At 57.0% G+C, this 23,293-nt stretch carries 22 protein-coding genes; 6 read left to right on the plus strand and 16 right to left on the minus strand.

Going from position 1 to position 23,293, the window contains the following annotated elements; genetic code table 11:
• Positions 1 to 4: 4 nt before the first annotated feature.
• Positions 5 to 670 carry an HD domain-containing protein gene (locus tag H0S68_RS10925; protein WP_185959396.1) on the minus strand — a complete coding sequence of 222 codons (666 nt, stop codon included), beginning with the start codon at positions 668 to 670 and terminating at the stop codon, positions 5 to 7.
• 235 nt (positions 671 to 905) lie between these two features.
• Between H0S68_RS10925 and H0S68_RS10930 the strand changes: the two genes are divergently transcribed.
• Entirely contained in the window at positions 906 to 1,301 is a 396-nt protein-coding gene (locus tag H0S68_RS10930) for a nuclear transport factor 2 family protein (RefSeq protein ID WP_046373681.1), read from the plus strand.
• Here the strand turns inward: H0S68_RS10930 and H0S68_RS10935 are convergent.
• Together H0S68_RS10935 and H0S68_RS10940 are read right to left on the minus strand one after the other, a co-directional pair.
• On the minus strand, positions 1,298 to 1,567 hold the full coding sequence (locus tag H0S68_RS10935; protein ID WP_044550680.1) for a hypothetical protein: 270 nt from the start codon (positions 1,565 to 1,567) through the stop codon (positions 1,298 to 1,300). The two genes, H0S68_RS10930 and H0S68_RS10935, sit on opposite strands and share 4 nt — an antisense overlap.
• A 99-nt stretch (positions 1,568 to 1,666) precedes the next feature.
• Positions 1,667 to 2,044 carry a RidA family protein gene (locus tag H0S68_RS10940; RefSeq protein ID WP_046373680.1) on the minus strand — a complete coding sequence of 126 codons (378 nt, stop codon included), beginning with the start codon at positions 2,042 to 2,044 and terminating at the stop codon, positions 1,667 to 1,669.
• Between the two features lie 143 nt (positions 2,045 to 2,187).
• Here H0S68_RS10940 and H0S68_RS10945 point away from each other — a divergent pair, with 143 nt between their 5' ends.
• Complete coding sequence (locus H0S68_RS10945) at positions 2,188 to 3,042, plus strand: aminoglycoside phosphotransferase family protein (protein WP_115058930.1); 855 nt, start codon at positions 2,188 to 2,190, stop codon at positions 3,040 to 3,042.
• Here the strand turns inward: H0S68_RS10945 and H0S68_RS10950 are convergent.
• Both H0S68_RS10950 and H0S68_RS10955 read right to left on the minus strand, forming a co-directional pair.
• Positions 3,007 to 3,510 carry a cupin domain-containing protein gene (locus tag H0S68_RS10950; protein WP_046373679.1) on the minus strand — a complete coding sequence of 168 codons (504 nt, stop codon included), beginning with the start codon at positions 3,508 to 3,510 and terminating at the stop codon, positions 3,007 to 3,009. The genes H0S68_RS10945 and H0S68_RS10950 overlap by 36 nt on opposite strands.
• 138 nt (positions 3,511 to 3,648) lie before the next feature.
• Positions 3,649 to 4,842 (minus strand): benzoate/H(+) symporter BenE family transporter, encoded by a 1,194-nt coding sequence (locus H0S68_RS10955; RefSeq protein WP_410529378.1) that lies wholly within the window; start codon positions 4,840 to 4,842, stop codon positions 3,649 to 3,651.
• Positions 4,843 to 4,954: 112 nt separating this feature from the next.
• Between H0S68_RS10955 and H0S68_RS10960 the strand changes: the two genes are divergently transcribed.
• A complete protein-coding gene (locus H0S68_RS10960) occupies positions 4,955 to 5,518 on the plus strand; it encodes a helix-turn-helix domain-containing protein (RefSeq protein ID WP_020826707.1) in 564 nt (187 codons plus the stop codon).
• Positions 5,519 to 5,676: 158 nt separating this feature from the next.
• A complete protein-coding gene (locus H0S68_RS10965) occupies positions 5,677 to 7,767 on the plus strand; it encodes a prolyl oligopeptidase family serine peptidase (RefSeq protein WP_410529379.1) in 2,091 nt (696 codons plus the stop codon).
• Between the two features lie 79 nt (positions 7,768 to 7,846).
• Here H0S68_RS10965 and dtpA read toward each other — a convergent pair whose 3' ends face one another.
• The 5 genes from dtpA to rsxD all read right to left on the minus strand — a co-directional run bounded on the left by dtpA (position 7,847) and on the right by rsxD (position 13,034).
• Positions 7,847 to 9,367 (minus strand): dipeptide/tripeptide permease DtpA, encoded by a 1,521-nt coding sequence (dtpA, locus tag H0S68_RS10970; RefSeq protein WP_046373676.1) that lies wholly within the window; start codon positions 9,365 to 9,367, stop codon positions 7,847 to 7,849.
• A 606-nt stretch (positions 9,368 to 9,973) separates the two neighbouring features.
• Positions 9,974 to 10,615 (minus strand): endonuclease III, encoded by a 642-nt coding sequence (nth, locus tag H0S68_RS10975; RefSeq protein WP_410529380.1) that lies wholly within the window; start codon positions 10,613 to 10,615, stop codon positions 9,974 to 9,976.
• Positions 10,615 to 11,313: an electron transport complex subunit E gene (locus H0S68_RS10980; protein ID WP_020826711.1), complete on the minus strand. Its 699-nt coding sequence runs from the start codon at positions 11,311 to 11,313 to the stop codon at positions 10,615 to 10,617. Before H0S68_RS10980 ends, nth begins: the two co-directional genes overlap by 1 nt.
• Positions 11,310 to 11,939 carry an electron transport complex subunit RsxG gene (rsxG, locus tag H0S68_RS10985; protein ID WP_020826712.1) on the minus strand — a complete coding sequence of 210 codons (630 nt, stop codon included), beginning with the start codon at positions 11,937 to 11,939 and terminating at the stop codon, positions 11,310 to 11,312. The genes H0S68_RS10980 and rsxG overlap by 4 nt, the downstream gene beginning before the upstream one ends.
• Positions 11,940 to 11,948: 9 nt before the next feature.
• Complete coding sequence (gene rsxD, locus H0S68_RS10990; protein WP_410529381.1) at positions 11,949 to 13,034, minus strand: electron transport complex subunit RsxD; 1,086 nt, start codon at positions 13,032 to 13,034, stop codon at positions 11,949 to 11,951.
• Positions 13,035 to 13,414: 380 nt separating this feature from the next.
• Here rsxD and H0S68_RS10995 point away from each other — a divergent pair, with 380 nt between their 5' ends.
• The gene (locus tag H0S68_RS10995; protein WP_020826714.1) at positions 13,415 to 14,308 is read left to right on the plus strand and encodes a helix-turn-helix domain-containing protein; all 894 of its coding nucleotides are present in this window, start codon (positions 13,415 to 13,417) and stop codon (positions 14,306 to 14,308) included.
• A 178-nt stretch (positions 14,309 to 14,486) separates the two neighbouring features.
• Here H0S68_RS10995 and rsxC read toward each other — a convergent pair whose 3' ends face one another.
• The 6 genes from rsxC to H0S68_RS11025 all read right to left on the minus strand — a co-directional run bounded on the left by rsxC (position 14,487) and on the right by H0S68_RS11025 (position 21,948).
• On the minus strand, positions 14,487 to 16,832 hold the full coding sequence (gene rsxC / locus H0S68_RS11000; RefSeq protein ID WP_410529382.1) for an electron transport complex subunit RsxC: 2,346 nt from the start codon (positions 16,830 to 16,832) through the stop codon (positions 14,487 to 14,489).
• The gene (rsxB, locus tag H0S68_RS11005) at positions 16,825 to 17,397 is read right to left on the minus strand and encodes an electron transport complex subunit RsxB (RefSeq protein ID WP_004943888.1); all 573 of its coding nucleotides are present in this window, start codon (positions 17,395 to 17,397) and stop codon (positions 16,825 to 16,827) included. Before rsxB ends, rsxC begins: the two co-directional genes overlap by 8 nt.
• Positions 17,397 to 17,978 carry an electron transport complex subunit RsxA gene (gene rsxA / locus H0S68_RS11010; RefSeq protein WP_004938443.1) on the minus strand — a complete coding sequence of 194 codons (582 nt, stop codon included), beginning with the start codon at positions 17,976 to 17,978 and terminating at the stop codon, positions 17,397 to 17,399. Before rsxA ends, rsxB begins: the two co-directional genes overlap by 1 nt.
• Positions 17,979 to 18,122: 144 nt before the next feature.
• Positions 18,123 to 18,563 carry a DUF2569 domain-containing protein gene (locus tag H0S68_RS11015; protein ID WP_020826716.1) on the minus strand — a complete coding sequence of 147 codons (441 nt, stop codon included), beginning with the start codon at positions 18,561 to 18,563 and terminating at the stop codon, positions 18,123 to 18,125.
• Between the two features lie 159 nt (positions 18,564 to 18,722).
• Positions 18,723 to 20,228 carry an L-arabinose isomerase gene (gene araA, locus H0S68_RS11020; protein WP_410529383.1) on the minus strand — a complete coding sequence of 502 codons (1,506 nt, stop codon included), beginning with the start codon at positions 20,226 to 20,228 and terminating at the stop codon, positions 18,723 to 18,725.
• Positions 20,229 to 20,262: 34 nt separating this feature from the next.
• A complete protein-coding gene (locus H0S68_RS11025) occupies positions 20,263 to 21,948 on the minus strand; it encodes a ribulokinase (protein WP_410529384.1) in 1,686 nt (561 codons plus the stop codon).
• Between the two features lie 361 nt (positions 21,949 to 22,309).
• Here H0S68_RS11025 and H0S68_RS11030 point away from each other — a divergent pair, with 361 nt between their 5' ends.
• Complete coding sequence (locus H0S68_RS11030; RefSeq protein WP_020826719.1) at positions 22,310 to 23,293, plus strand: arabinose ABC transporter substrate-binding protein; 984 nt, start codon at positions 22,310 to 22,312, stop codon at positions 23,291 to 23,293.

A 23,293-nucleotide genomic window follows, 5' to 3' on the forward strand; every position in this document is an offset into this window, starting at 1 on the left:
CGCGTTACATCTCTTCCAGAAGTTCGCTGAGGAAACGCCGCATGCGTTCGGTACGTTCCAGCGCCATTTTCTTGCCGGTGGCGGTTTGGAAACCTTCCTGCAGTTTGAATAACTTGGTTTCGAAGTGATCCAGGGAAAAACGCTTGTCGTCATATTGGCGCTGTTCCGCCAGCGGATCGGCGGCATCGTACAGCGCGCTGCGCATGCGTCCACCAATATAGAAACACCGCGCTACGCCAATCATGCCGATAGCGTCCAGACGGTCTGCGTCCTGAATGATTTTTGCCTCCATGCTCTCCGGGGTAATGGCTGCGGAGAAGCTGTGGGCCTCGATGGCATGGGCGGTTTCGGCAATGTCCTGCGGCTCCCAGCCCAGCTGTTTGAGCATCAGGGCGCCTTTCTCCGCCGCCATGCGCGAAGCCAGATGGCGCTGTGGCGAGTTTTTTTCCACTGCCACACAGTCATGCAACAGCACGGCCGCACACAGGATGCGACGGTTGCCACCTTCTTGTTGACTGATTTTGCGGGTGTTTTTCCATACGCGATGCAGATGTGCCACGTCATGAGAGCCATCATCGGAATCGAGCGTCAGCGGCAACAACGCCTGAGCCAGTTCCTGATGGGGGGCGAAAGGCTGCAGCAAGGCTTGCGTCAGTGGTGAAGAATGCACGTGTTTTGTTCCTTGTGGGCGGAAAACCTCAATCATAACCCCCTTTGATGCGGCGGTGATGACAGCGCAATGTTCTAATTGTTTACTACAATGCAACAGACTATTGCCGCAATCGCGGTTTTTATACCGGAATAAGCAACTTACAATGACGCCATTCCGGTCATCTCCGCTTGGTGTAAACCTGTGTCTGCGGGGTATGGCCGGAATATCCTGCAGACGCCACCGGAGAAAGATCATGCCTACGAATCTTGAAATTGTACGCGCCACCTATGAGGGCGGCAGTGCCGAAGAGAATGGCCGCAACCTGCTGGCAGCGCTGGCGCCAGATGCCGAGTGGACCGAAGCGGCGGGGTTTCCTTATGCCGGCACCTATATCGGCCCGCAGGCGATATTCAAAAATGTTCACCAGCGTTTGGGGACGGAATGGCAGGGCTATCGCGCCGATGTCGACCACTTCTATGATGCCGGCGAAACCGTGATTGCGCAGGGTTTCTACCATGGCACCTACGCGGCCACCGGAAAGTCCTTCACCGCATCCTTTGCGCATATTTACCAGCTGCGTGCGGGAAAAATCGTTAAGTTCGTGCAAATCGTCGACAGCGCAAAAGTGCTGGAAGCAATGCAGGACTAAAGGCCGCTGTGCTTGCCAAATTTGCGATCGTACTCCCGCCGATAACCGCGCGCTTTGTTGCGATCGCGGATCCACAAATATCCGCACACCAGCGCAACGGCGCCTGAAAAGGTAATGTTGCGCATATCCCGGTCATAAAAAAATACCAGTATGGCGTCCAGCGCCGCGATAAAGGCAATCCACTTATACATGTGGGATTGCCGACGCGTGGCGGCGTTGAGGCGCTTTAATTGTCTGGCTTCGTGCATAACCGGCTTTTGCTGCATTAACGTCTCGGCGGTAATAAAGTTCCTAGCTGTAAATTAGCAGAATAGTCCCAATGGCGGCAAAGGGTAACGCACGCGATGCCTACGGGCACCTTACGTTCACAGCGCCAGAACGGCTTCGATCTCAACGCTGACCTGTGGCGAGAACAAGGCGCTGACCGCGACCAGTGAGCAGGCCGGAAGTGCGCCGTCGCAATAGTCAAACAGCACCGGCCGGATGGCCGGTAAATCGCCGATATCGGTTAGAAACACGGTTATTTTAATCAGCGCTTTGAGATTCGTACCCTCTGTGGCGGCGATGGTTGCCAGTTGCTCCAGAACCGCCTGTGTCTGTTGCTGGGTCGTTTGCCCCTGAGCCTCGGTGGCAAATGCCGTCAGGCCGGAAACATACAGCGTATCCCCGTGGCGTACGGCATGGACATAGGGCCCCCCTGGCGTAGGCAGATGCGGATAATTAATGCGCTTTAATGATGTCATGGTAAAAACCCCGAGAGATTAATTAAAAAAGTAAACAAACTTGGTTAGGATAGTGCGATGAACATCGGAAGTACGCTGAGATGTATTGATTTTTAATAATATCACTACCATTCATTTATAACTGTGAAGGACGTTTCAGGGTAATGAATTCGGCCTTAATTCCTTACATGCAACGCTGGCAGCTACAGCCCGACGGCCAGGCGTTTGAAACTCACAGCAGCCTGCTGATGCCCGTTCGCTATCGGGGGGCCGCCGCCATGTTGAAAATAGCCCGCGAACAGGAAGAAAAGTTCGGCGGTTTATTGATGTGCTGGTGGCAGGGCGAAGGTGCTGCGCGGGTGCTGGCCTGGCATGAGGATGGGATCTTGCTGGAGCGTGCGCAAGGCAGCCGCTCGTTGCCGCAAATGGTGCGCGATGGCGACGATCGTCAGGCGACGGAAATTCTTTGCCAGGTTGTTGCCCGCCTGCATGCACCACGTGCCGAACCCTTACCGGAACTCATTCCTTTGCACCAATGGTTTAACTCACTGTGGCCGGCGGCGCAGGCACACGGTGGCATGCTGCGCCTCAGCGCCAGGGTGGCCGCAGAATTGCTGACCAGCCCGCGTGAACAGACCGTGTTGCACGGAGATATACATCATGACAACGTGCTGGATTTCGGTGAGCGTGGCTGGCTGGTGATCGACCCTAAACGCCTTTATGGCGAACGCGCCTTCGACTACGCCAACATCTTCTGCAACCCCAACTACGGTATTGCTACTGACCCAGACATTTTTCAGCGGCGAGTCGTGCAGATCTGTCAACTGGCCGGGCTGGAGCGCCAGCGTCTGCTGCAGTGGATCCTTGCCTGGGCAGGGCTGTCCGCCGCCTGGTTCATGGAGGACGGCGAAGCGGCGGATATCGATTTCCGTGTCGCCGAGCAGGCGGCACTCGCACTGGGCCTGTCATTACCGGAAGGGGATTCAGGGTTCATCCTGCCAATAATCGAGCGACGCTGAAGGGCGCTGTAAATAGCGTACCGTTTCACCATTTTGGTCCACGGCCATCGCCTGAAATTTGCCTGAGTCAGGATATTCCACCAGTTCGGGCTGCTCGCGGGTGCTGACAGACAGATATTTCAGCGGCGCATCCGACGTGTTGATGATCTGATGCGGGTATTCCGGGCCCGGCGGAATGAAAATAACGTCCCCGCTTTTGATCGGCAGCCGCTCCCCGGCAACCCGTAAGGTGCCGATCCCCTCCAGCACGATGAACATCTCCTCCTGCGCATAGTGGAAGTGATAAGGGCATGAACGCATGCCCGGGGCTACCACGTCGATAGAAGCACCCAGTTTTTTGGCTGCGGTACCGGTGCCCAAACGGGCGCCGATGCTGTCATACAGCGGTGGACGGCTGTCGTGTGATTTCTCGACCTGGTCGAAATTACGGATCAGACGCTGGGCTAACAGCGTGGCATGCTCATTCATAAACATCCTCGTGACAATGTCACTTAGTGATTGACGATGGCAGTAGAAAAACCGTCGATGGTTCCCCATCAGTTAAGCAGAAGATCGCTAAAGGGGGAACATTGACGGAGGGACTAAAGCACCTTTCAACCTGCGGACTTAATTCTCGCTGCGGTTCGCGCGGTGTGGCAGTGAAAGGATGATATGAGCGATGGCCCCCCCAATAATCCCCCAAAAAGCCGAGCCGACGCCGAGCAGCGTCACGCCGGACGCGGTGATCAGGAAAGCGATCAGCGCGGCATCACGTTGCTTTTCATCTTGCAATGCGCGTTGCAGACTCCCGGCAATGGTGCCCAGCAACGCCAGCCCGGCAATGGTGTGGATCAAGGCGGCGGGCAATGCGCTGAACAACATGCCGATAACGCCGCCGAAGGCACCGGCCAGCAGGTAAAATACCCCGGCGGCAGCGGCGGCCATATAGCGGCGCTGCGGATTCGGATGCACGTCAGGCCCCATGCAGATCGCGGCGGTTATAGCGGCGATACAAACCGAAAACCCGCCGAACGGCGCCAGCAACAGTGCAGTCAGCGCCGTCCAGCTCATCAACGGCGAGGTGGGAACGCTGTAGCCGGCGGCCTTGAGGGTGGCGATGCCAGGGGCATTTTGTGACGCCATAGTGACCACGAAGAAAGGCACACCAATCCCTAACAGCGTAGACGCACTAAAGTGTGGCGCAATAAACTCCGGCATGGCGAACGCCAACGGTTGCTGCGCAAGATGGATGTTACCCTGCAGCGCCGCAATCAGCAGGCCGGTCAACAAGGTCAGGACGATCGCGTAGCGGGCCAGATAACGGCGAGTTATCAAGTACACCAGCCCCATCCCGGCACTGAGTACGAAATTCACCTGTAGCGAAGCAAAGGCATCCAGGCCAAAGCGCAGCAGGATCCCCGCCAGCATCGCCGCCGAAATTGCCTGAGGGATGTAATCCATCAACCGGGCAAACAGCCCGGTCACGCCGCACAGCAGGATCAGCCCGGAGGCAAAGATGAAAACGCCAATCGCTTCGTTGAGTGGGGTTCCTGGCAGACTGGTGACCAGCAGCGCGGCGCCGGGCGTCGACCATGCGGTCAGGATCGGCGTGCGGTAATACAGCGACAGTCCGAGGGAGGTGATGCCCATCCCCAGCCCCAACATGGTCAGCCAGCCGCCAATCTGCATTGGTGTCGCACCGGCGGCCGCGGCCGCCTGAAAGATAATGGCGGCAGAGCTGGTGTAACCGACCAATACCGCAACGAACCCGGCCATCACGGCGGGCAGGGACAGATGACGCAAAGAGAGGGCTGGGCGCATGGCTGACTCCGGCAACGGTCGTGCGTTATAACGCACAGTGAAGCGGCAGCATAGCACCGTGCGTTATAGCGCACAAGTGGCTATAATCAGCCGAAAAGCAAGGGAGAAAAACATGCAGGAATTGTCCGGTCATCTGGCACAAACGCTTCGTTCTTTGCGCGTGCAGCGCGGTTGGAGCCTGAATCAGGCGGCGGAAAATACCGGCGTCAGCAAGGCCATGCTGGGGCAGATCGAACGCGGAGAATCCAGCCCAACGGTGGCAACGCTGTGGAAAATTGCTACCGGGTTTAACGTGGCGTTCTCTGCGTTTCTCGAGATCTCACCGCTGCAACAGCAGGCCACGCTGCACCGCTATGGCGATGCGCCAGTGTTTAATCAATACAACGCCGATATGCGTGTCGTCCCGTTGTTTCCCTTCGATCGCCAACTGGGGTTCGACATGTTTGTCATCGATCTGGCTCCAGGGGCGCTCAGCGAGTCTTCTGCACATGAGCCGGGGGTGATCGAGCATGTGATTGTCATCAGCGGCGAGCTGGAGCTGGCCGTCGACGGGCAGTGGTATCACCTGAGCAGCGGCGAGGCGATGCGCTTTCAGGCCGATCGGCCACATGCTTACCGCAATGCCAGCCAACAGACGGTACGCATTCACGATCTGATCCATTACCCTAAATTTTGATTCAACGGCGTGGCCGCAGGCTTTGACTCTGCGCCGCCAAACGCCTACCTTGTTGAAAATGAGTCTTATTAACTTTCAAAGGGAGATTGAACTTGCCAGTCACCAACCGACGCCAGTTTATTAAACTCAGCGCACAAACCGCAGGAGCCGTATTCGCGATGACTTCATTACCCAACAGTATCCGCCTGGCGATGGCGGCAGACGGGGGCACCAGCGCCGCCGACCAATTCTTGTGGCTGGAAGAGCTGCAGGGCAAAGCCGCACAGGCATGGATCAAGCAGGAAAACCAACGCACCACCGCGCGTTTTGCCCAGGGCGAAGGTTTTCGTCAGGTGGAAAAGCAGGTGCTGGCCATTCTGAATAAAGAGAGCCAAATTCCGTGGGTCACCAAACGGGGTGAGTACTATTACAACTTTTGGCAGGATCAAACCAATCCACGCGGCCTGTGGCGACGGACCACCTTGCAGGAATATCGCAAGGATCAACCGAACTGGGAAACGGTGCTGGATATAGACGCGTTGGGCAAGGCCGAAGGCAAAGATTGGGTGTTCCATGGCTCGCAGTCGCTGGCTCCCGAATACCGTTATTGCCTGCTGGAGCTGTCGCCGGACGGCGGTGACGCCACCGAAATCCGTGAATTCGATCTGGTGACCAAGCAGTTTGTTAAAGACGGCTTTGCGCTGCCGGTGGCGAAAAGTCAGGCCTCGTGGATTGATAAGGATACGCTGTTTGTCGCCACGGATTTTGGCGCGGGATCCATGACTCAATCAGGTTATGCGCGCATTGCCAAACGCTGGCGGCGCGGCACGCCGTTGAGCGCGGCTCAAACGCTGTATGAAGCGCAACCACAGGATATGGTGGTGTATGCCTATCATGACCATACGCCAGGCTTTGAGCGAAACTACGTGGGCCGCAGCCTGGATTTCTATCGCCGCGAAACCTATCTGCTGACCGCACAAGATCAGAAAATCAAAATTGATATTCCCGCCGACGCCGAGTTCAGCACCCACCGCGAGTGGCTGTTGGTTAAGCCGAGCAGCGACTGGCAGGTGGGGGAGACGCGCTATCCTTCCGGTGCATTATTGGCGACCCATTTTGACGATTATCTGGCCGGCAAGCGTGAATTTACGGTGTTATTCACCCCGACCGCGCAGGTGGCGTTAAGTGGCTACAGCGCCACGCGCGATCACCTGATCCTCAGCATTATGGACAACGTGGTAAACCGGTTGGAAGTGCTGACGCCGCAAGAGAATGGCTGGCAGCGCAAGCCGCTGGGCAAACCGGGGGCAATCAGCACCCTGTCCGCCGGCGGCATTGATGAAGAGACCAACGATTACTTCCTGACTCTCAGCGGCTTCCTGCAGCCGACCTCTTTGTACATGGGCAATCTGGACGGCGGGGAGCCGGAACTGCTTAAGCAAGGGCCGCAGGATTTTGACGCCAGTGGTTATCAGGTCAGCCAGCATTTCGCTACCTCAAAAGACGGTACGCGGGTGCCGTATTTCCAAATATCGGCCAAGGACATCAAGCTGGACGGCAGCAACCCTACGCTGCTGTACGGTTATGGCGGGTTTGAGGTGTCGCTCACACCGGGTTACATGGGAGCCAAGGCGCCGGCCTGGCTGGAGCGTGGCGGGGTGTACGTCGTGGCCAATATTCGCGGCGGTGGTGAGTATGGTCCAGCCTGGCACCAGGCGGCGCTTAAGCAAAACCGTCATCGTGCCTATGAGGACTTTGCCGCAGTGGCGGAGGATTTGATTGCGCGAAAAGTGACATCGTCACAACATCTGGGGGCCCGCGGCGGCAGCAACGGTGGCTTACTGGTAGGCAACATGCTGACGCTGTACCCGCAGCTGTTCGGTTGCATCGTCTGTGAAGTGCCGTTGCTGGATATGCAACGTTATACCCAGCTTTCCGCCGGGGCTTCATGGATTGCCGAATACGGCGACCCGAGCAAAGCGGAAGAGTGGGCGTACATCAAGACTTTCTCGCCGTATCACAACATCAAAGCCGATGTACCTTATCCGCCGGTGCTGTTTTACACCGCCACCAGTGATGATCGGGTCAACCCGTCGCACGCGCGTAAAATGGCGGCGCGGATGCAGCAGATGGGGTACCTGCAGGCCTATTTCTATGAGAATACCGAGGGTGGGCACAGTGCGGCGGCAGACAAACAACAGGCCGCGTTCCACGGTGCGTTGGTCAGCGAGTTCATGTGGACTAACCTGAGCGCTAAACCGAAGGTCTGAATCTCGCAGGACGAGAGATAAAAAAGCCGGGGCAAATGATTGCCCCGGCTTTTTATTGCGATGAAAACCTCGACGGCGATCAGTTGGCCGCAGCGGCCGCCTGTGCTTTCTTGTTGGTATCTTCAGCGGTGTCCAGCGTCATGCGGTACAGCTTCGGCGCGGTCAGCATCATCAGGATGGCGATCACGGCAGTAGCGATACCGATTTGCATAAACACGTGGCTGTAGATAGCCAGCGAAGCGTGCGCGTCGTTAACGTTGCTAGGCACGGCGGTCAGACCGGCGACCTTACCGGCAATCAGCGCGGCAGCGGCGGTGGTCAGGAACCAGGAACCCATGATAAAGCCCATCAGGCGTTGTGGTACCAGTTGCGCCACCATAGCCAGGCCCAGACCGGAGATCATCAGCTCGCCGATACTCTGCAGCGCGTAGCTCAGGATCAGCCAGTTAACCGAAACGATACCCTGTTCGTTGGCAAAGCTGGCACCCCACGGCAGCACCAGGAAGGCACCGGAACACAGGATCATTCCGAAAGCGAACTTGTGCGGCATCGGCAGACGGTCACCCATCTTGTTATACAGCGCCGCCAGAATAGGGCTGGCCAGCATGATCCAGAACGGGTTCAACGCCTGATATTGCTCGGGTTCGAAACCAATACCGAGGATGCTGTGTTCCACGTTGTGGATAGCGAAGAAGTTCAGCGAGGTCGGCATCTGGCTGTAGAGCACAAAGAAGACGACCGCTTCCAGCATCAACAGGAAGGCGACGATCATCTTGCGGCGCGCGGCACCGTGCAGCGCAAAGGTTTCTTTGGCGAACACAATCACGATACCGATGGAGATAATCGCCAGTGCCCAGCGGGCAATCACCTGGTTGTGCAGCAACCAGCTGGAAATGGCTACCAGAGCGACTACGCCCACCAGGACCATCAGCAGCTTTTTCACCTGCAGGGGTTTGAAGTCAGGCTTGGAACCGTGCTGTTTAACCCACTTGTGGCACACCATAAAGTTGACCAGGGTGATCAGCATGCCCACCACGCTCAGTGAGAACGCGACGCTCCAACCGTATTTCGCCGCCAGCCACGGTGTGGCCAACATGGAAAGGAAAGAACCGATATTGACGGACATATAGTACATGGTGAATGCACCGTCCAAACGCGGATCGTCTTTCTCATAGCAGGTTGACAGCAGGGAGGATGGGTTAGCCTTGAACAGGCCGCTACCCACGGCGATGGTCGCCATACCCAGGTACACCCAGAAGATTTCATGGCCGGAGTAGGCCACCATGGCGTAGCCGACGGCCAGCACCAGCGCGCCCAGCACGATCACGCGCTTGGAGCCCAGCACTTTATCTCCGAGCCAGCCACCGATGGCGACAAAGCCGTACACCAGTGCGCTGAAGGAAGAGAACAGGGTAATCGAGTCGGCTTCGCTCAGGCCAAGCATTTTGACCAGATAAACCGCCATGATGCCTTGCAGGCCGTAATAGCCAAAACGTTCCCACAGCTCGATAGAGAAGATCAGGTAAAACGCCTTGGGTTGTTTGAAGGCGTTAAGACTCACGCTTTCAGGTTGTTCGCTGTTGTTGTTTGCTGTTGACACTGGTACCTCTGATTTTTCACTGCCCCGTCCCAGAGAGACGAGAAATTGCAAAAGGTGATGCAGGACTGCATCCTTCTGCGTTGTTATAGGATGGGATGACGGCGGTTAATGTTCACTATCTTTGTCAACGAGGCAAGGCGTTTGTCATATCCTGTTACATATAACGCTCGCGGAGTGAAACAACCATGTTGCAAATGTTATGCAGCATTAACGTTCGTCTTTATTTGCTTTGCCGAGTTTTTGTTTTGATTAAAAGCTATACGGAATTTAAACAGTGATATATTCTGCTGAATGGAGTTTTATTAGTCCATATCAATAGGTGGGGTGATTAATCCATTGGATTGTTGTACATATGACGCATTTTGTAAAATTATAGAAATTTAAGAAAACGGGACTGGCGCTTGTGACGGTAATGTGATCTTTAAAACGTGAGGTTTACCGCAATTTTTAACTAATTTTTCGCTTGAAAATAAGCGGGAATTGGGTTTTCTACTGAAATCCGCGAGAACACCAAGGTTACTGCTGCTTGATATCACATTTCCGATAAAAAATAGCTCAATGGGATATGAGGAAGAGACGGGCGCGCGTTGCGCCCGGTGGCAGTGATCAGGCGTCGGGATAAACCTTCTCGTTAAACTCGCAAAGATCTTCAATGATGCAGGAACCGCAGCGCGGTTTACGTGCGATGCAGGTATAACGGCCGTGCAGGATAAACCAGTGGTGGCAATCGACCTTGAACTCGGCCGGCACCACCTTGAGCAGCTTCTCTTCAACCAGATCGACATTTTTGCCCGGAGCGAAACGGGTGCGATTGCAAACGCGGAAGATGTGGGTATCTACGGCAATGGTCGGCCAGCCAAAGGCGGTATTGAGCACCACGTTGGCGGTCTTGCGACCGACGCCAGGCAGGGCCTCCAGCGCGGCACGATCTTCCGGTACCTCGCCGCCGTGCAGTTCTAACAGCATGCGACAGGTTTTGATCACGTTATCGGCTTTGCTGTTAAACAGACCGATAGTCTTGATGTAGGCTTTGACGCCGTCGACGCCCAGGGCCAGCAGGGCGGCCGGGGTGTTGGCCACCGGATAAAGCTTGGCGGTGGCCTTATTGACGCTGACGTCGGTCGCCTGCGCGGAGAGCAGTACGGAGATCAGCAGTTCAAACGGCGTGCTGTACACCAGTTCCGTGGTCGGCTGCGGGTTGTTGTCGCGCAGCCGGGTAAGAATTTCCAGCCGTTTTTGCTTATTCATCAGGCTTTCTCTGTCTGTCCTTGTCCCAGCGTCGGTTCAGCCAGCAAGGCTTTGGCCGTACGCGCTTTCATCCGTTCATCAATCAGGTATTTCAACGCCAACAGCAGGCCCAGGCCGATAAAGGCCCCCGGTGGCAGCATGGCCAGCAGGAACGGGCTGTCAAAGTGAACCACTTCGATGCGCAATACTTTGGCCCAGCTGCCCAGCAGCATATCGGCGCCGTCGAACAGGGTGCCGTTACCCAGCAACTCGCGCATCGCGCCAAGCGTCACCATTACGCCGGTAGCGCCCAGGCCTATTGCCAGGCCGTCCAGCGCCGACAAACCGATGGGTTTTTTAGAGGCTACCGCTTCGGCGCGGCCCACCACGATACAGTTGGTAACGATCAGGGGAATAAAGATCCCCAGCGATTGATACAGGCCAAAGGCATAGGCATTGATCAACATCTGCACGATGCTGACCGCCGCCGCGATGATCATGACGTAAATGGGAATACGCACTTCATTCGGCACCCAGCGGCGCACCGCGGAAATGGATCCGTTGGTCAGCGTCAATACCAGGGTGGTCGCTAGCCCAAGCCCGAGGGCGTTGGTCACGGTGGACGTCACTGCCAGCAGCGGGCACATCCCCAGCAGTTGTACCAGTGCGGAGTTGTTCTTCCACAACCCCTGGACAATAAGATCTTTGGCTTCACTCATTCGCTGGCTCCACACACAGGTAAGCTATCAAGTTTAGGCGGCAGCGTTTCCATATACAATGCCGTGCGCCGAACGGCGTTGACCACCGCGCGCGGTGTGATGGTGGCGCCGGTGAATTGATCGAACATACCGCCGTCTTTCTTCACCGCCCAGCGTTTATCGTCCGGGCCTTCAATTTTCTTGCCGCTGAAGAACGAAATCCAGTTCGAGATACGCAGCTCAATTTTATCGCCCAATCCAGGCGTTTCATGGTGTTCGACCACGCGGGTACCCAGCACGGTGCCGCTGAAATCAGCGCCGACCAGCAGCTGAATGGCGCCGGAATAGCCGTCCGGTGCGGTGGTTTCTACCGCTGCTGCCGTAGGTTGACCGTTTTTACGCGCCAGATACAGGCGGTGAGGGGCACCGTTGCCCAGCGCCGGATCGCTTACCAGGAAGCACTCGGTCTGCATGTCGTTGTCGTAGTGTTCTGGGGGCACTACTTGATCAAGCAGGGCTTTTTGCTGCAATGCCGCCTGGTGGGCGATGGTTTTTTGCGTCAGGCTATGCACCACCGCGGTCAGACCGGTAGTCACTGCGGCAAACACCGCCAGCGTGGTGCCATGCTTTCTCATTGAATTCAGCATCATGGCTCCTTAGCGATGGCCGTACACGCGTGGCTGCGTGTAGTGGTCGATGAGCGGTACGGTAATATTGGCCAGCAGAACGGCGAAGGCAACGCCGTCGGGGTAGCCGCCATAAACACGGATAAGCCACACCAGCACGCCAATCAATGCGCCATAAATCAGGCGGCCTTTTGGCGTGGTGGAAGCGCTGACCGGGTCGGTAGCAATAAAGAACGCCCCCAACATGCTGGCCCCGGAGAACAGGTGGATCAGCGGCGATGCCTGCTGCAGCGGGTCAAGCCACCAGGCCAGCCCGGAGCACACGGCGATAGCTGCCAGCATGCTGAACGGGATCTGCCAGTGGATCAGGCGGCGAGCCAGCATAAACAGTCCGCCGGCCAGGAAACCGAGGTTGACCCATTGCCAACCGATACCGGCCAGAGCGCCACCAAACAGCGGCTGTTGCAACACTTGTTCGACGCTATGGCCACTGCGCAACCCGGTTTTGAAACCGTCCAGCGGGGTGGCCTGGCTGATACCGTCAATCCCCATCTGCAATTCGTGAATGGTGGCGCCCTGCGCGGTATGGCCGCTGAAGATCGCCAGCAGGGTATCCTGGAATGAAAGCGCGGTGGCTCGCAGTTCATCCGGCGGCAGCCAACTGGTCATTTGTACCGGGAAGGCGATCAGCAGCACCACATAGCCGACCATCGCCGGGTTGAACGGGTTTTGCCCGAGGCCGCCGTACAGCTGCTTGGCGATGACGATGGCAAAGAAAGTGCCGATGACAATCATCCACCAGGGGGCCAGTGGCGGTAGGCTGATGCCCAACAGCAAGGCGGTCAGCAGGGCAGAATTATCTGCCAGACGCGTGCGAACCGGCAGCTTGCGCAAGGCGAGGATAGCGCCTTCCGCCAGCAGGGCGACCAGCATCGCCAGGGCGGCTTGAATCAGAGTACCGTAGCCAAAGAACCACACCTGCGCCGCGACACCGGGAATACAAGCCAGCATGACCCACAGCATAATACGACTGGTGCTTTGCTGGTTATGGGTGAAAGGAGAACTGGCGATGTGCAAGCCTTTGGCGGCTGTTTGTTGTACCGGCCTGAACTTCATAGAATAACTACACCTATCTTTGCCGTGCATCGGCAGGTTCAACGCGCCTCTCAGAGGAGCCGCAGGAAAAATTATAGCGCTGCATTCTACCTGAATCACTGCGAGGGTAATACGTCTTAATTGTGCGGGTATTCGGCTTTTAGCACGGGGTGTACGCGAGGGGGAAATTTCTAATGGCGCGATTAGATTTTTTTTGCCGAGAAAAGCGGGGTAGTTTGGTCAGTCAAAACAAAAATCGTCGGCATCACTGGCCGACAACAGGCGATAACCACTGGATTTGCAGGGTATTTTAGGGCCTTTTTTTCGCACAAAATAACAACTTTTGCATAATCTATGTGGGTTATTATCCCGTGTATTATTAAGTTAGTGAATGTACATTAATGACAAATGAAGATGTATTTTTTATTGAAGAACTGATTGAGTGGGTTGAGATACATCTGGAGAAACGGCCTAATCTGGACGAAGTCGCGCGTATTTCCGGCTATTCCAAGTGGCATCTGCAACGCAAGTTTAAACGCATCACCGGCATTCAGCTCGCCACCTATATCCGCTCACGTATTCTGACACGTGCAGCGGTTGCGTTACGTATCACCCACCGTTCTATCATCGATATTTCAGACGAACTGGGCTTTGATTCCCAACAAACCTTTACCCGCATGTTCAAACAGCGTTTCGACACCACGCCCAATCGTTATCGTTCGATGGACACCTGGGATGTGAAAAACCTGATGCCGCGCTTTAGTTTCGATGCCAATTTCGCGGCCGATTATTACCCAGAAGTGAAACGCCTGACGTTGCCGGATATGCAGCTGGTGGGTTTTTCGCGCCAGTTGGATTTTGCCTCGGAAGCGGAGATCGAACATTCATCTTGTATGGCGATGAAGGACGAAATCTTCACCGATTTCTTCCGTGGGCTGAGTGTGGATTGTCATCGGGTTTACAGCATTCATTCCGTGCGAAATCGAGATGATGACGCGTATTCGGCCACCCACATCATGGCAGTGGATCCTGAGAACAAACAGGATATTTTGTCGGGCTACCAGATCGACACTATCCCGATCGCCGGGCGTGAATATATTTCTATTAACCATCTGGGCTCTGCGAAAGAGTGTTCGCAGTTCTTTGCCTATCTGATCACCCACGTGATGCCGGGGCTGCGTAATGAAGTGAAAGGGAGCGTGGAGATGGAAATAATTCAAACCAAGGAGCGGAATCAGGATTCGAAGATGCGCCAGATTGACGTTGATTATACCTATCTGATTTCTATTGATTAGGGCGTGACCCCAAGGTCTGAGACCATTGGAACGCGCCCTGTATTACGAACCGCCTGTTTGGTCCACCAACCTTCACATCTCACGCCTTGCTGCGTGCTCAAGTGGTCGCCAGCAGCGCTCACGCATTATTGAGTGAAACAGCCAGGGCCGCCTTGCGTTTTGCAAGGCGCCGCTTCCGCTACTCTTTATCGTTTTCCGCCGTCGCCAGGTTTTGCTCGGCCTTTTTAGCTTTGACGCGTGCAATAGCCGCCGCAACCGCCGCCTTGCGCGGATCTTCTTCCTGTACGGCAGCTACCGGTTCTGCCGGCGATTCAACAGTTTCGGCCTGCTGCGCGGCTTTCTTGGCTTTAGCACGTGCAATAGCCGCCGCAACCGCCGCCTTGCGTGGATCTTCTTCCGGTACGGCAGTTACCGGTTCTACCGGCGATTCAACGGTTTCGGCCTGCTGCGCGGCTTTCTTGGCTTTAGCGCGAGCGATGGCCGCCGCAACCGCCGCCTTGCGTGGATCTTCTTCCTGCTCGGCAGCTGCTGGTTCCGTAGGCGATTCAATGGGTTCGGCCTGCTGCGCGGCTTTCTTGGCTTTAGCGCGAGCAATGGCCGCAGCAACCGCCGCCTTGCGTGGATCTTCTTCCGGTACGGCAGTGGCTGGTTCCGTCGACGATTGAACGGTTTCGGCCTGCTGCGCAGCTTTCTTGGCTTTGACCCGTGCCAATGCAGCGGCCACGGCTGCCTTGCGCGGATCTTCTTCCTGCGCCATAGCTACCGGTTCAGCAGGCGTTCCAACTGCGTCGGCTTGCTGAGCTTCTTTCTTGGCTTTAACCCGGGCTAACGCAGCAGCAACTGCAGCCTTACGCGGATCTTCGCCCTCGACAGCAGGAGACGTCGCTGGGGTGGCAGCCGCGTCTTGCTGAGCACGACGTTCACGCGCCTGCGCTTTGCGGGCTTCGCGGGCGGCGATCATCTCGCTATTGTCCGGTGTCTCTCCGCTGATGGTGCCGGTTGCCGGCACGGCATTTTTACTGCGCACGCGGGCCAAGGCGGCTTGTACCGCATCCTGATCGCCGTCGGTCAATTTGACGGCCGCTTTCTTGTGACGCTCTTCGCGCGCCAGTTTTTCACGTTCCAGACGGGCCAATTTGGCTTCGTAACGGGCCTTGGCTTCGGCGGTGCGCGCGGCTTCCTGATCGATGGCTTTGATTTCGGCCTTTTCCTGGCGGTAGTACTGCACCAGCGGAATATTGCTGGGGCATACAAAGGCGCAGGCACCGCACTCAATGCAGTCGAACAGGTTATGCTTGCGGGCTTTTTCGTGTTCTTCGCCACGGCTGAACCAGTAAAGCTGCTGTGGCAACAGGCCCGCCGGGCAGGCATCAACGCATAAACCGCAGCGAATACAAGACTGTTCAGGTTCTTGTGGCGCCATTTCACTGACGGAAGGGGCCAGAATACAGTTGCTGATCTTAACGATCGGCACGTTCAGCGCGGGCAGGGTGAAGCCCATCAGCGGGCCGCCCATGACCACCATTTGTTGGGCCTGCGGCTGGAAACCGGCAAAGTTCAGCAGGTGCTGCACCGGGGTGCCGATGCGCGCCCACAGATTACCCGGTTGGCTGAGCGCTTCACCGGTAAGGGTGACCACGCGTTCGATCAAGGGTTCGCCGTCGACAATGGCGCGCTTAATGGCAAAGGCAGTCCCGACGTTTTGCATCAGCACGCCGATAGCGGAGGAGTGTTTGCCGTGCGGCACTTCCTTGCCGATCAGGATCTTGGTGAGCTGCTTGGCGCCGCCGGAAGGATATTTGGTTGGGATCACCCGCAGCGAGATGCCCGGTTGATCGCGCAACGCCAGTTTTAACGCTTCGATCGCTTCGGGTTTATTGTCCTCGATGCCGATCAGCGTCACTTTCGGCTGCAGCAGGTGGCGCAGGATCTGCGTGCCTTCGATCACTTGGTCGGCATGCTCCTGCATCAAACGGTCATCGGCGGTGATATAAGGCTCGCATTCCGCGGCATTGAGGATCAGCGTTTCTACCCCGTTCATGCCACCCTGCAGCTTGCTGGCGGTAGGGAAACCTGCGCCACCCAACCCGGCGATGCCGGCCTGATGAATCCGCTGGATCAGTTCGCCGGTAGGCAGTTGACGGTAATCCGCCACCGGTGCGCGTTCGCACCAACGGTCTTCGCCATCCGGCTGAATAATTACGCACAGCTCTGCCAGCCCTGAAGGGTGAGCGGTGATATGCGGTTTGATGGCGCTGATGGTGCCGGAGGTCGGCGCATGCACCGGTACGGTACGGCCACGGCCGACGGTCAGCGGCTGGCCTTTCAGCACGTGCTCGCCGACGTTGACGCACAATTCGCCTTCCGGTCCCAAATGCTGTTGCAAGGGGATGACAAAGGTGTCGGGCAGCGGGGCGGTACGCAGCGGTACGCCGCTGGACTGGGTTTTCATTTCCGGGGGATGGATCCCGCCGTCGAAATCCCAAATCCGGTCTTTTTTGAAGGCGGCGAACAAATTAAGCATGTTGCTCCACGTGGATCACTTGCACCGGGATCGTCTTCATATCCCACTTCCAGTTGGCGGTAGTGGTGGCGACCGGTTTCATTTCAATACAATCGGTAGGGCACGGCGCGACGCACAGGTCGCAGCCGGTACAAAGATCGGTAATCACGGTGTGCATGGCGCGCGTGGCACCCACTATCGCGTCCACCGGACAGGCCTGAATGCACTTGGTGCAGCCGATGCAGTTGGCTTCATCGATATAAGCGACCTGACGCACCGGCTCGGCGGCGGCTTCGCTGCCCAGCGGCTGCGGCTCGACGTTGAGCAGTTCGGCCAATTTCAGCATCACTTGCTCGCCGCCGGGGGCGCATTTGTTGATCATCTCACCGTTGGCCACCGCCTCGGCGTAAGGACGGCAACCGGGGTAACCGCACTGGCCGCATTGGCTCTGCGGCAGGATCTCGTCGACCTGCTCGGCCACCGGATCTTCTTCCACTTCAAAGCGGCGCGCGGCGAAGCCCAGCACCAGCCCGAACAACAGGCCGAGGGCGCTGAGCGCAGCAATCGCAATCCATAACGCGGTCATTAGAATTTCACCAGCCCGGTAAAGCCCATAAAGGCCAGAGACATCAACCCGGCAGTGATCAACGCGATGGAAGAACCACGAAATGGCGCAGGCACGTCGGCAACCGCCAGACGCTCACGGATCGCGGCGAACAGCACCATCACCAGCGAGAAGCCAGCGGCGGCGCTGAAGCCATAAACCGCAGACTGCAGGAAGTTGTAGCCGAGGTTAACGTTAAGCAACGCAACGCCAAGCACCGCGCAGTTGGTGGTGATCAGCGGCAGGAAGATGCCCAGCAAGCGATACAATGCCGGGCTGGTTTTGCGTACCACCATCTCGGTAAATTGTACCACGACGGCGATCACTAAAATAAATGACAGGGTGCGCAGATACACCAGATCCAACGGAACCAGAATAAAGGTGTTGATCACCCAGGCGCTGACGGAGGCCAGCGTCATGACAAAGGTAGTAGCCATGCCCATGCCGATGGCGCTTTCCAGTTTCTTGGAAACGCCGAGGAACGGGCACAGGCCGAGGAACTTCACCAGGACGAAGTTGTTCACCAGTACGGTGCCGACAAACAGGAGCAGGTATTCGGTCATTGCGATGCCTAAAAAAATAAAAGCCGCCTATTATCGGGAATTGGCGGCCTGACCACAACACAGTGATAGCAAGGTTATTGCTATTTTCGCCCTTTTTTGGCGAAAATTTACACAATCATACGCACAAAACGTGCCACAACGCGCCTAGCGTTCGGTAAAGGTCCCTTTGACCCGCTTGGAACGTTTCATATAAGGCACTAACAATGCCGCCATCAGCAGGGGCCAACCCAGGCTGCGTACGGCCAGCTCATCCGGCACCGGCGCAAAGGCAAAGGCTTTCACCGCCAGCAGCACGGTAATCAGCAACCACAGCAGGAAAAACTTGGGGAAGCGTTGCGAACGATGGCAGAACAGCCACAGCAGCCACAGCGTAAAGCACCACATTGCCATCGTGGTCAGCACTGAAAAATACCACTGTAGGCTAAACGCCTGAGCGTTGGTCAGCAGGTATTCGCGCGATTCCGGCATGAAAATCGCCATGGCATACAGAAGCAGCATCAGGCTGGCGCTAAGCAGGGTGACGATCAGATAGGACATCGGGGCCAGCAACCAACCGCCAATACGGTTGTAATCAGCTTGAGACATAAACGGCTTCCTGGGTAAGACATGATTCAATGTGACAGCCGCATAGCTTAGCGGGTAATGCGGGCTTCGTCATCAATATCAAGCGGATGGTCGGCGCCAGGAGGCCGGTGCAGCACGTTTGGCTACCGACGGCATGATAAGCCGCCGGTAGCAGGCCGATTAACGGCGATTAAGCTGATAGTAGGCTTCGTTCCAGCGCAGCTCATTTTTGAACGACGGCAGGCTGGTATTGTGGTCGATCGTCACAAACTCGATGTTATGCATCTCGGCGTAAAGTCGCAGCAGGTCGGCATCCAACGCCTGTGAGAACACGGTATGGTGTGCACCACCCGCCAGGATCCAGGCTTCGGCGGCGGTAGCAAGCGTTGGCTGAGCCCGCCAGATGGCGCGCGCCACCGGCAGTTTGGGCAACGGATGCGGTTGTTCCACGGTGTCCACCTGATTGACCAGCAGGCGGAATCGGTCGCCCAGGTCGATCAGGCTGGCATTGATCGCCGCACCGGCCGGGGTGGAGAAAATCAGCCGTGCCGGATCCGCCTTGCCGCCGATACCCAGCGGTTGTATATCCAACAGCGGTTTTTGTTCTTTGGCGATCGATGGGCAAACCTCCAGCATGTGCGAACCGACCACCAAATCGTTGCCCGATTGGAAATGGTAGGTGTAATCCTCCATGAATGAGGTACCGCCTTCCAGTCCCTGCGCCATCACTTTCAGGATGCGCAACAGCGCGGCGGTTTTCCAGTCGCCTTCGCCGCCGAAGCCGTAACCCTGCTGCATCAGGCGTTGTACCGCCAGCCCCGGTAACTGCTTCATGCCGTGCAAGTCTTCAAAATTGGTGGTGAAGGCCTGGAAGTTACCCTGTTCGAGGAAGCGCTTCATGCCTAATTCGATTCGCGCCGCGTCGAGCAGGTTTTCACGCTTTTCCCCGTTGATTTGCGCCGCATCGCTCAAGACGTAGCGGGTTTCGTATTCTTCAATCAGCGTATCCACATCGCCACGGCTGATCTCATTGATCACGCTGACCAAATCACCGATGCCATAGGCATTCACCGAATAGCCGAATTGGATCTGCGCCCCGACTTTGTCACCTTCGGTCACGGCGACCTCACGCATGTTGTCGCCGAAGCGGGCCACCTTCAACTGCTGGCTGGCCTGTTTGGCGTTGGCTGCACGCATCCACTGAGCAATGCGCCGGTGCGCTTCCGGGTCTTGCCAATGGCCGGCTATCACGCTGTGCTGCTGACGCATACGGGCGCCAATAAAGCCAAATTCGCGGCCACCGTGTGCGGTCTGATTGAGGTTCATAAAGTCCATGTCCATGCTGTCCCACGGGATCTCAGCGTTGAACTGGGTATGGAATTGCAACAGCGGCTTATGGAGGATCGACAGTCCGGCGATCCACATTTTGGCCGGCGAAAAGGTGTGCAGCCAGGCCATGATGCCGATGCACTGTGGCTGATAGTTGGCGTCGCGGCACAGGGCGGTGATTTCATCCGGCGTGGTCACCAGCGGTTTCAGCACCAGTTTTACCGGCAATCCGGCCTCACGGTTGAGATTTTCCACCACCTGCTCGGCGTGTGCCTTGACCTGTTGCAGGGTGTGCGGGCCGTACAGATGCTGGCTGCCGATGGCGAACCAGACTTCGCGCTGCTTGAATGCGTCCATGGAGACTCCTGAATTGTCATGTCGAAATGGGGGTTCAGCAGGCTGAACCGGCGTTAGGGGCATAGCGCGGCTCGGCGGCCTGGCACCATTGCTGATAGCGTTGATAAAGCTGTTGGTAGCGGGCGACGCGCTGCGGATCCGGCTGGAGAGTGCGTTCGATGCCGCAGGCCATGTGGCGTTGCGCTTCGGGCACGCTGCGGAAATGACCGGCCGCCACGGCGGCGAAGATAGCCGCCCCCAGCGCGCAACACTGGTCTGAAGCCACGATCTGCAGCGGTCGGTTCATCACGTCGGCGCAGACCTGCATGATCGCCGATGATTTACGCGCAATCCCCCCCAGCGCCAGTACGTTGTCCACCGGAATAGACTGCTGCTCAAAACACTCCATAATGGCGCGGGCACCGAAGGCGGTAGCGGCGATAAAGCCACCGAACAGCGTCGGCGCATCGGTGCCGAGGTTCAGATCGGCGATCACGCCTTTCAGACGTTGATTGGCATAGGGCGTGCGGCGGCCGTTAAACCAGTCCAGCACCACCGGCAGATGATCCAGTGACGGTTTTTCGGCCCAGGCCTCGGTCAGCGCGGCCAGCATGCCGGCTTCTATCTGTTGCAATTGCGGCTGCAGCTGCGGTTGGCTTTTTACCGCTTCGCGCAGCGGCCAGCTCAGCAGGCGGCCGAACCAGGCGTACATATCGCCAAAGGCGGACTGTCCTGCTTCCATGCCGATTAATCCCGGCACCACGCTGCCGTCAACCTGGCCGCAAATGCCCTCGATGGTGCGCCCGTCCACCCGCTGGCGATCGGCGATCAGGATGTCGCAGGTAGAGGTGCCAATCACTTTCACCAGGGTATAAGGCTGGGCTCCGGCCCCCACTGCGCCCATATGGCAGTCGAAGGCGCCGCCTGACAGCACCACCGTGGTTGGCAATCCGAGGCGTGCGGCCCATTCGGCACTCAGTGTGCCGACCGGCAGCTCGGCGGTGTGGCAGTCGTCAAACAGCGGGTAGGGCAAATGCTCAACCAGTAAGGGATCGAGTGCGGCAAAAAAGGGTTTTGGCGGCAGGCCGCCCCAGTCGGGGTGCCACAAGGTTTTGTGGCCTACGCTACAACGCCCGCGTTTCAACTGCTGTGGGGCGGTGGTCCCGGACAGTAACGCCGGCACCCAGTCGCACAACTCTACCCAGGAAGCCGCCGCCTGACGTACCTCTGCGTCCCGTCGCGTGACGTGCAGAATTTTGGCCCAGAACCATTCGGAAGAGTAAACGCCGCCGATATAGCGGGAATAATCGGGGAATTCGCCGCTGCGGCAGAGCCGATTGATGGCATCCGCTTCTTCAAGAGCCGTGTGATCTTTCCACAGCACAAACATGGCGTTTGGGTTGTCGGCAAATTCTGGCCGCAGCGCCAACACCTGGCCCTGCTGGTCGATCGGCGCAGGGGTGGAGCCGGTCGAGTCGACGCCGATACCCACGACCTGCAGCCGTTGCGCCGGGGTCATGCGCTGCACCAGACTGACCATCGCCTGTTCCATGGCTTCAATATAGTCGAGCGGATGATGACGAAAGCGATTCTCCGACGCATTGCAAAACTCACCGCGCTGCCAGCGAGGGTAATAAACCACTTCGGTATCCAGCTCCGCACCGTTTTGGCAGTCGACCGCCAACGCACGCACCGAGTCGCTGCCGAAGTCCAATCCCAGGGCAATAGCACCTGCCGTCATGATGTTGACTCCTGATGTGTTAATACGCTGTGACAACCATAGGAGCCGAAGCGCTGGGCGGGTGAGGAGCCATTGGCTGGAAGTATGCACTTTTCTGCTTCCCACAGTGGTTTTGTGACGGCTGTCATAAGTTAACGCTTGGCGAAATTCGCTAAATATATGCACATATCTGCTGTATTCCACGGATGTGATAGCGCTCTACATTTCAGCAACAAATACCCGCTAAAACTTAAGCCGTCTTACCCCGGCTGTAAGGCAATGCCGCGAGATAAGCGCTACACCTACAGCCATTACTCTAATGATAACGTTTTCACCGCGAGCGGGTTTCGTCGCCACAGAGAACAAAATAGCGGAGAGCATCATGCATAAATTCACTAAGGCGCTGGCGACACTGGGGCTGGCGGCCGTTATGTCACATTCGGCTATCGCCGAGACCATGAAGCTGGGTTTTTTGGTCAAGCAGCCGGAAGAACCCTGGTTCCAGACCGAATGGAAATTTGCCGATAAGGCCGGTAAGGATCTCGGTTTTGAGGTGATTAAAATCGCGGTGCCGGACGGCGAGAAGACCCTGAACGCCATCGACAGCCTGGCGGCCAGCGGGGCCAAAGGGTTTGTCATCTGCACGCCGGATCCGAAATTGGGCTCGGCGATCGTCGCCAAGGCGCGCAGTTACAATCTGAAAGTGATCGCGGTGGACGACCAGTTCGTTACCGCCAAAGGCAAGCCTATGGACAGCGTGCCGCTGGTGATGATGGCCGCCACCAAAATCGGCGAACGCCAGGGGGAAGAGCTGTGGAAAGAGCTGAACAAGCGCGGCTGGAAGCTGCCGGATACCGCGGTGATGGCCATTACCGCCGATGAACTGGACACGGCCCGTCGCCGCACCGGCGGTTCTATTGCCGCGTTGAAAGCCGCCGGTTTCCCGGAAAAGCAGATTTACCGGGTACCGACCAAATCCAACGATATCCCAGGAGCGTTCGACGCCGCCAACTCAATGCTGGTGCAGCATCCTGAAGTGAAAAACTGGCTGATTGTCGGCATGAACGACAACACCGTGCTCGGCGGCGTGCGCGCTACCGAAGGCCAGGGGTTTAAGGCGCCGAACGTGATTGGCATCGGGATCAACGGGGTGGATGCGGTCAGTGAGCTGTCCAAGGCGCAGGCCACCGGCTTCTACGGTTCGCTGCTGCCTAGCCCGGACATTCACGGTTACAAGAGCATCCAGATGCTGCATGACTGGGTCGAAAAAGGGGTAGAACCGCAAAAATTCACCGAAGTGACCGACGTGGTGCTGATCACGCGCGACAACTTTAAAACCGAACTGCAGAAGAAAGGCCTGATGTAA

The organism is Serratia sp. AXJ-M (assembly GCF_046531865.1).
Taxonomy (GTDB): Bacteria; Pseudomonadota; Gammaproteobacteria; order Enterobacterales; family Enterobacteriaceae; genus Serratia; species Serratia liquefaciens.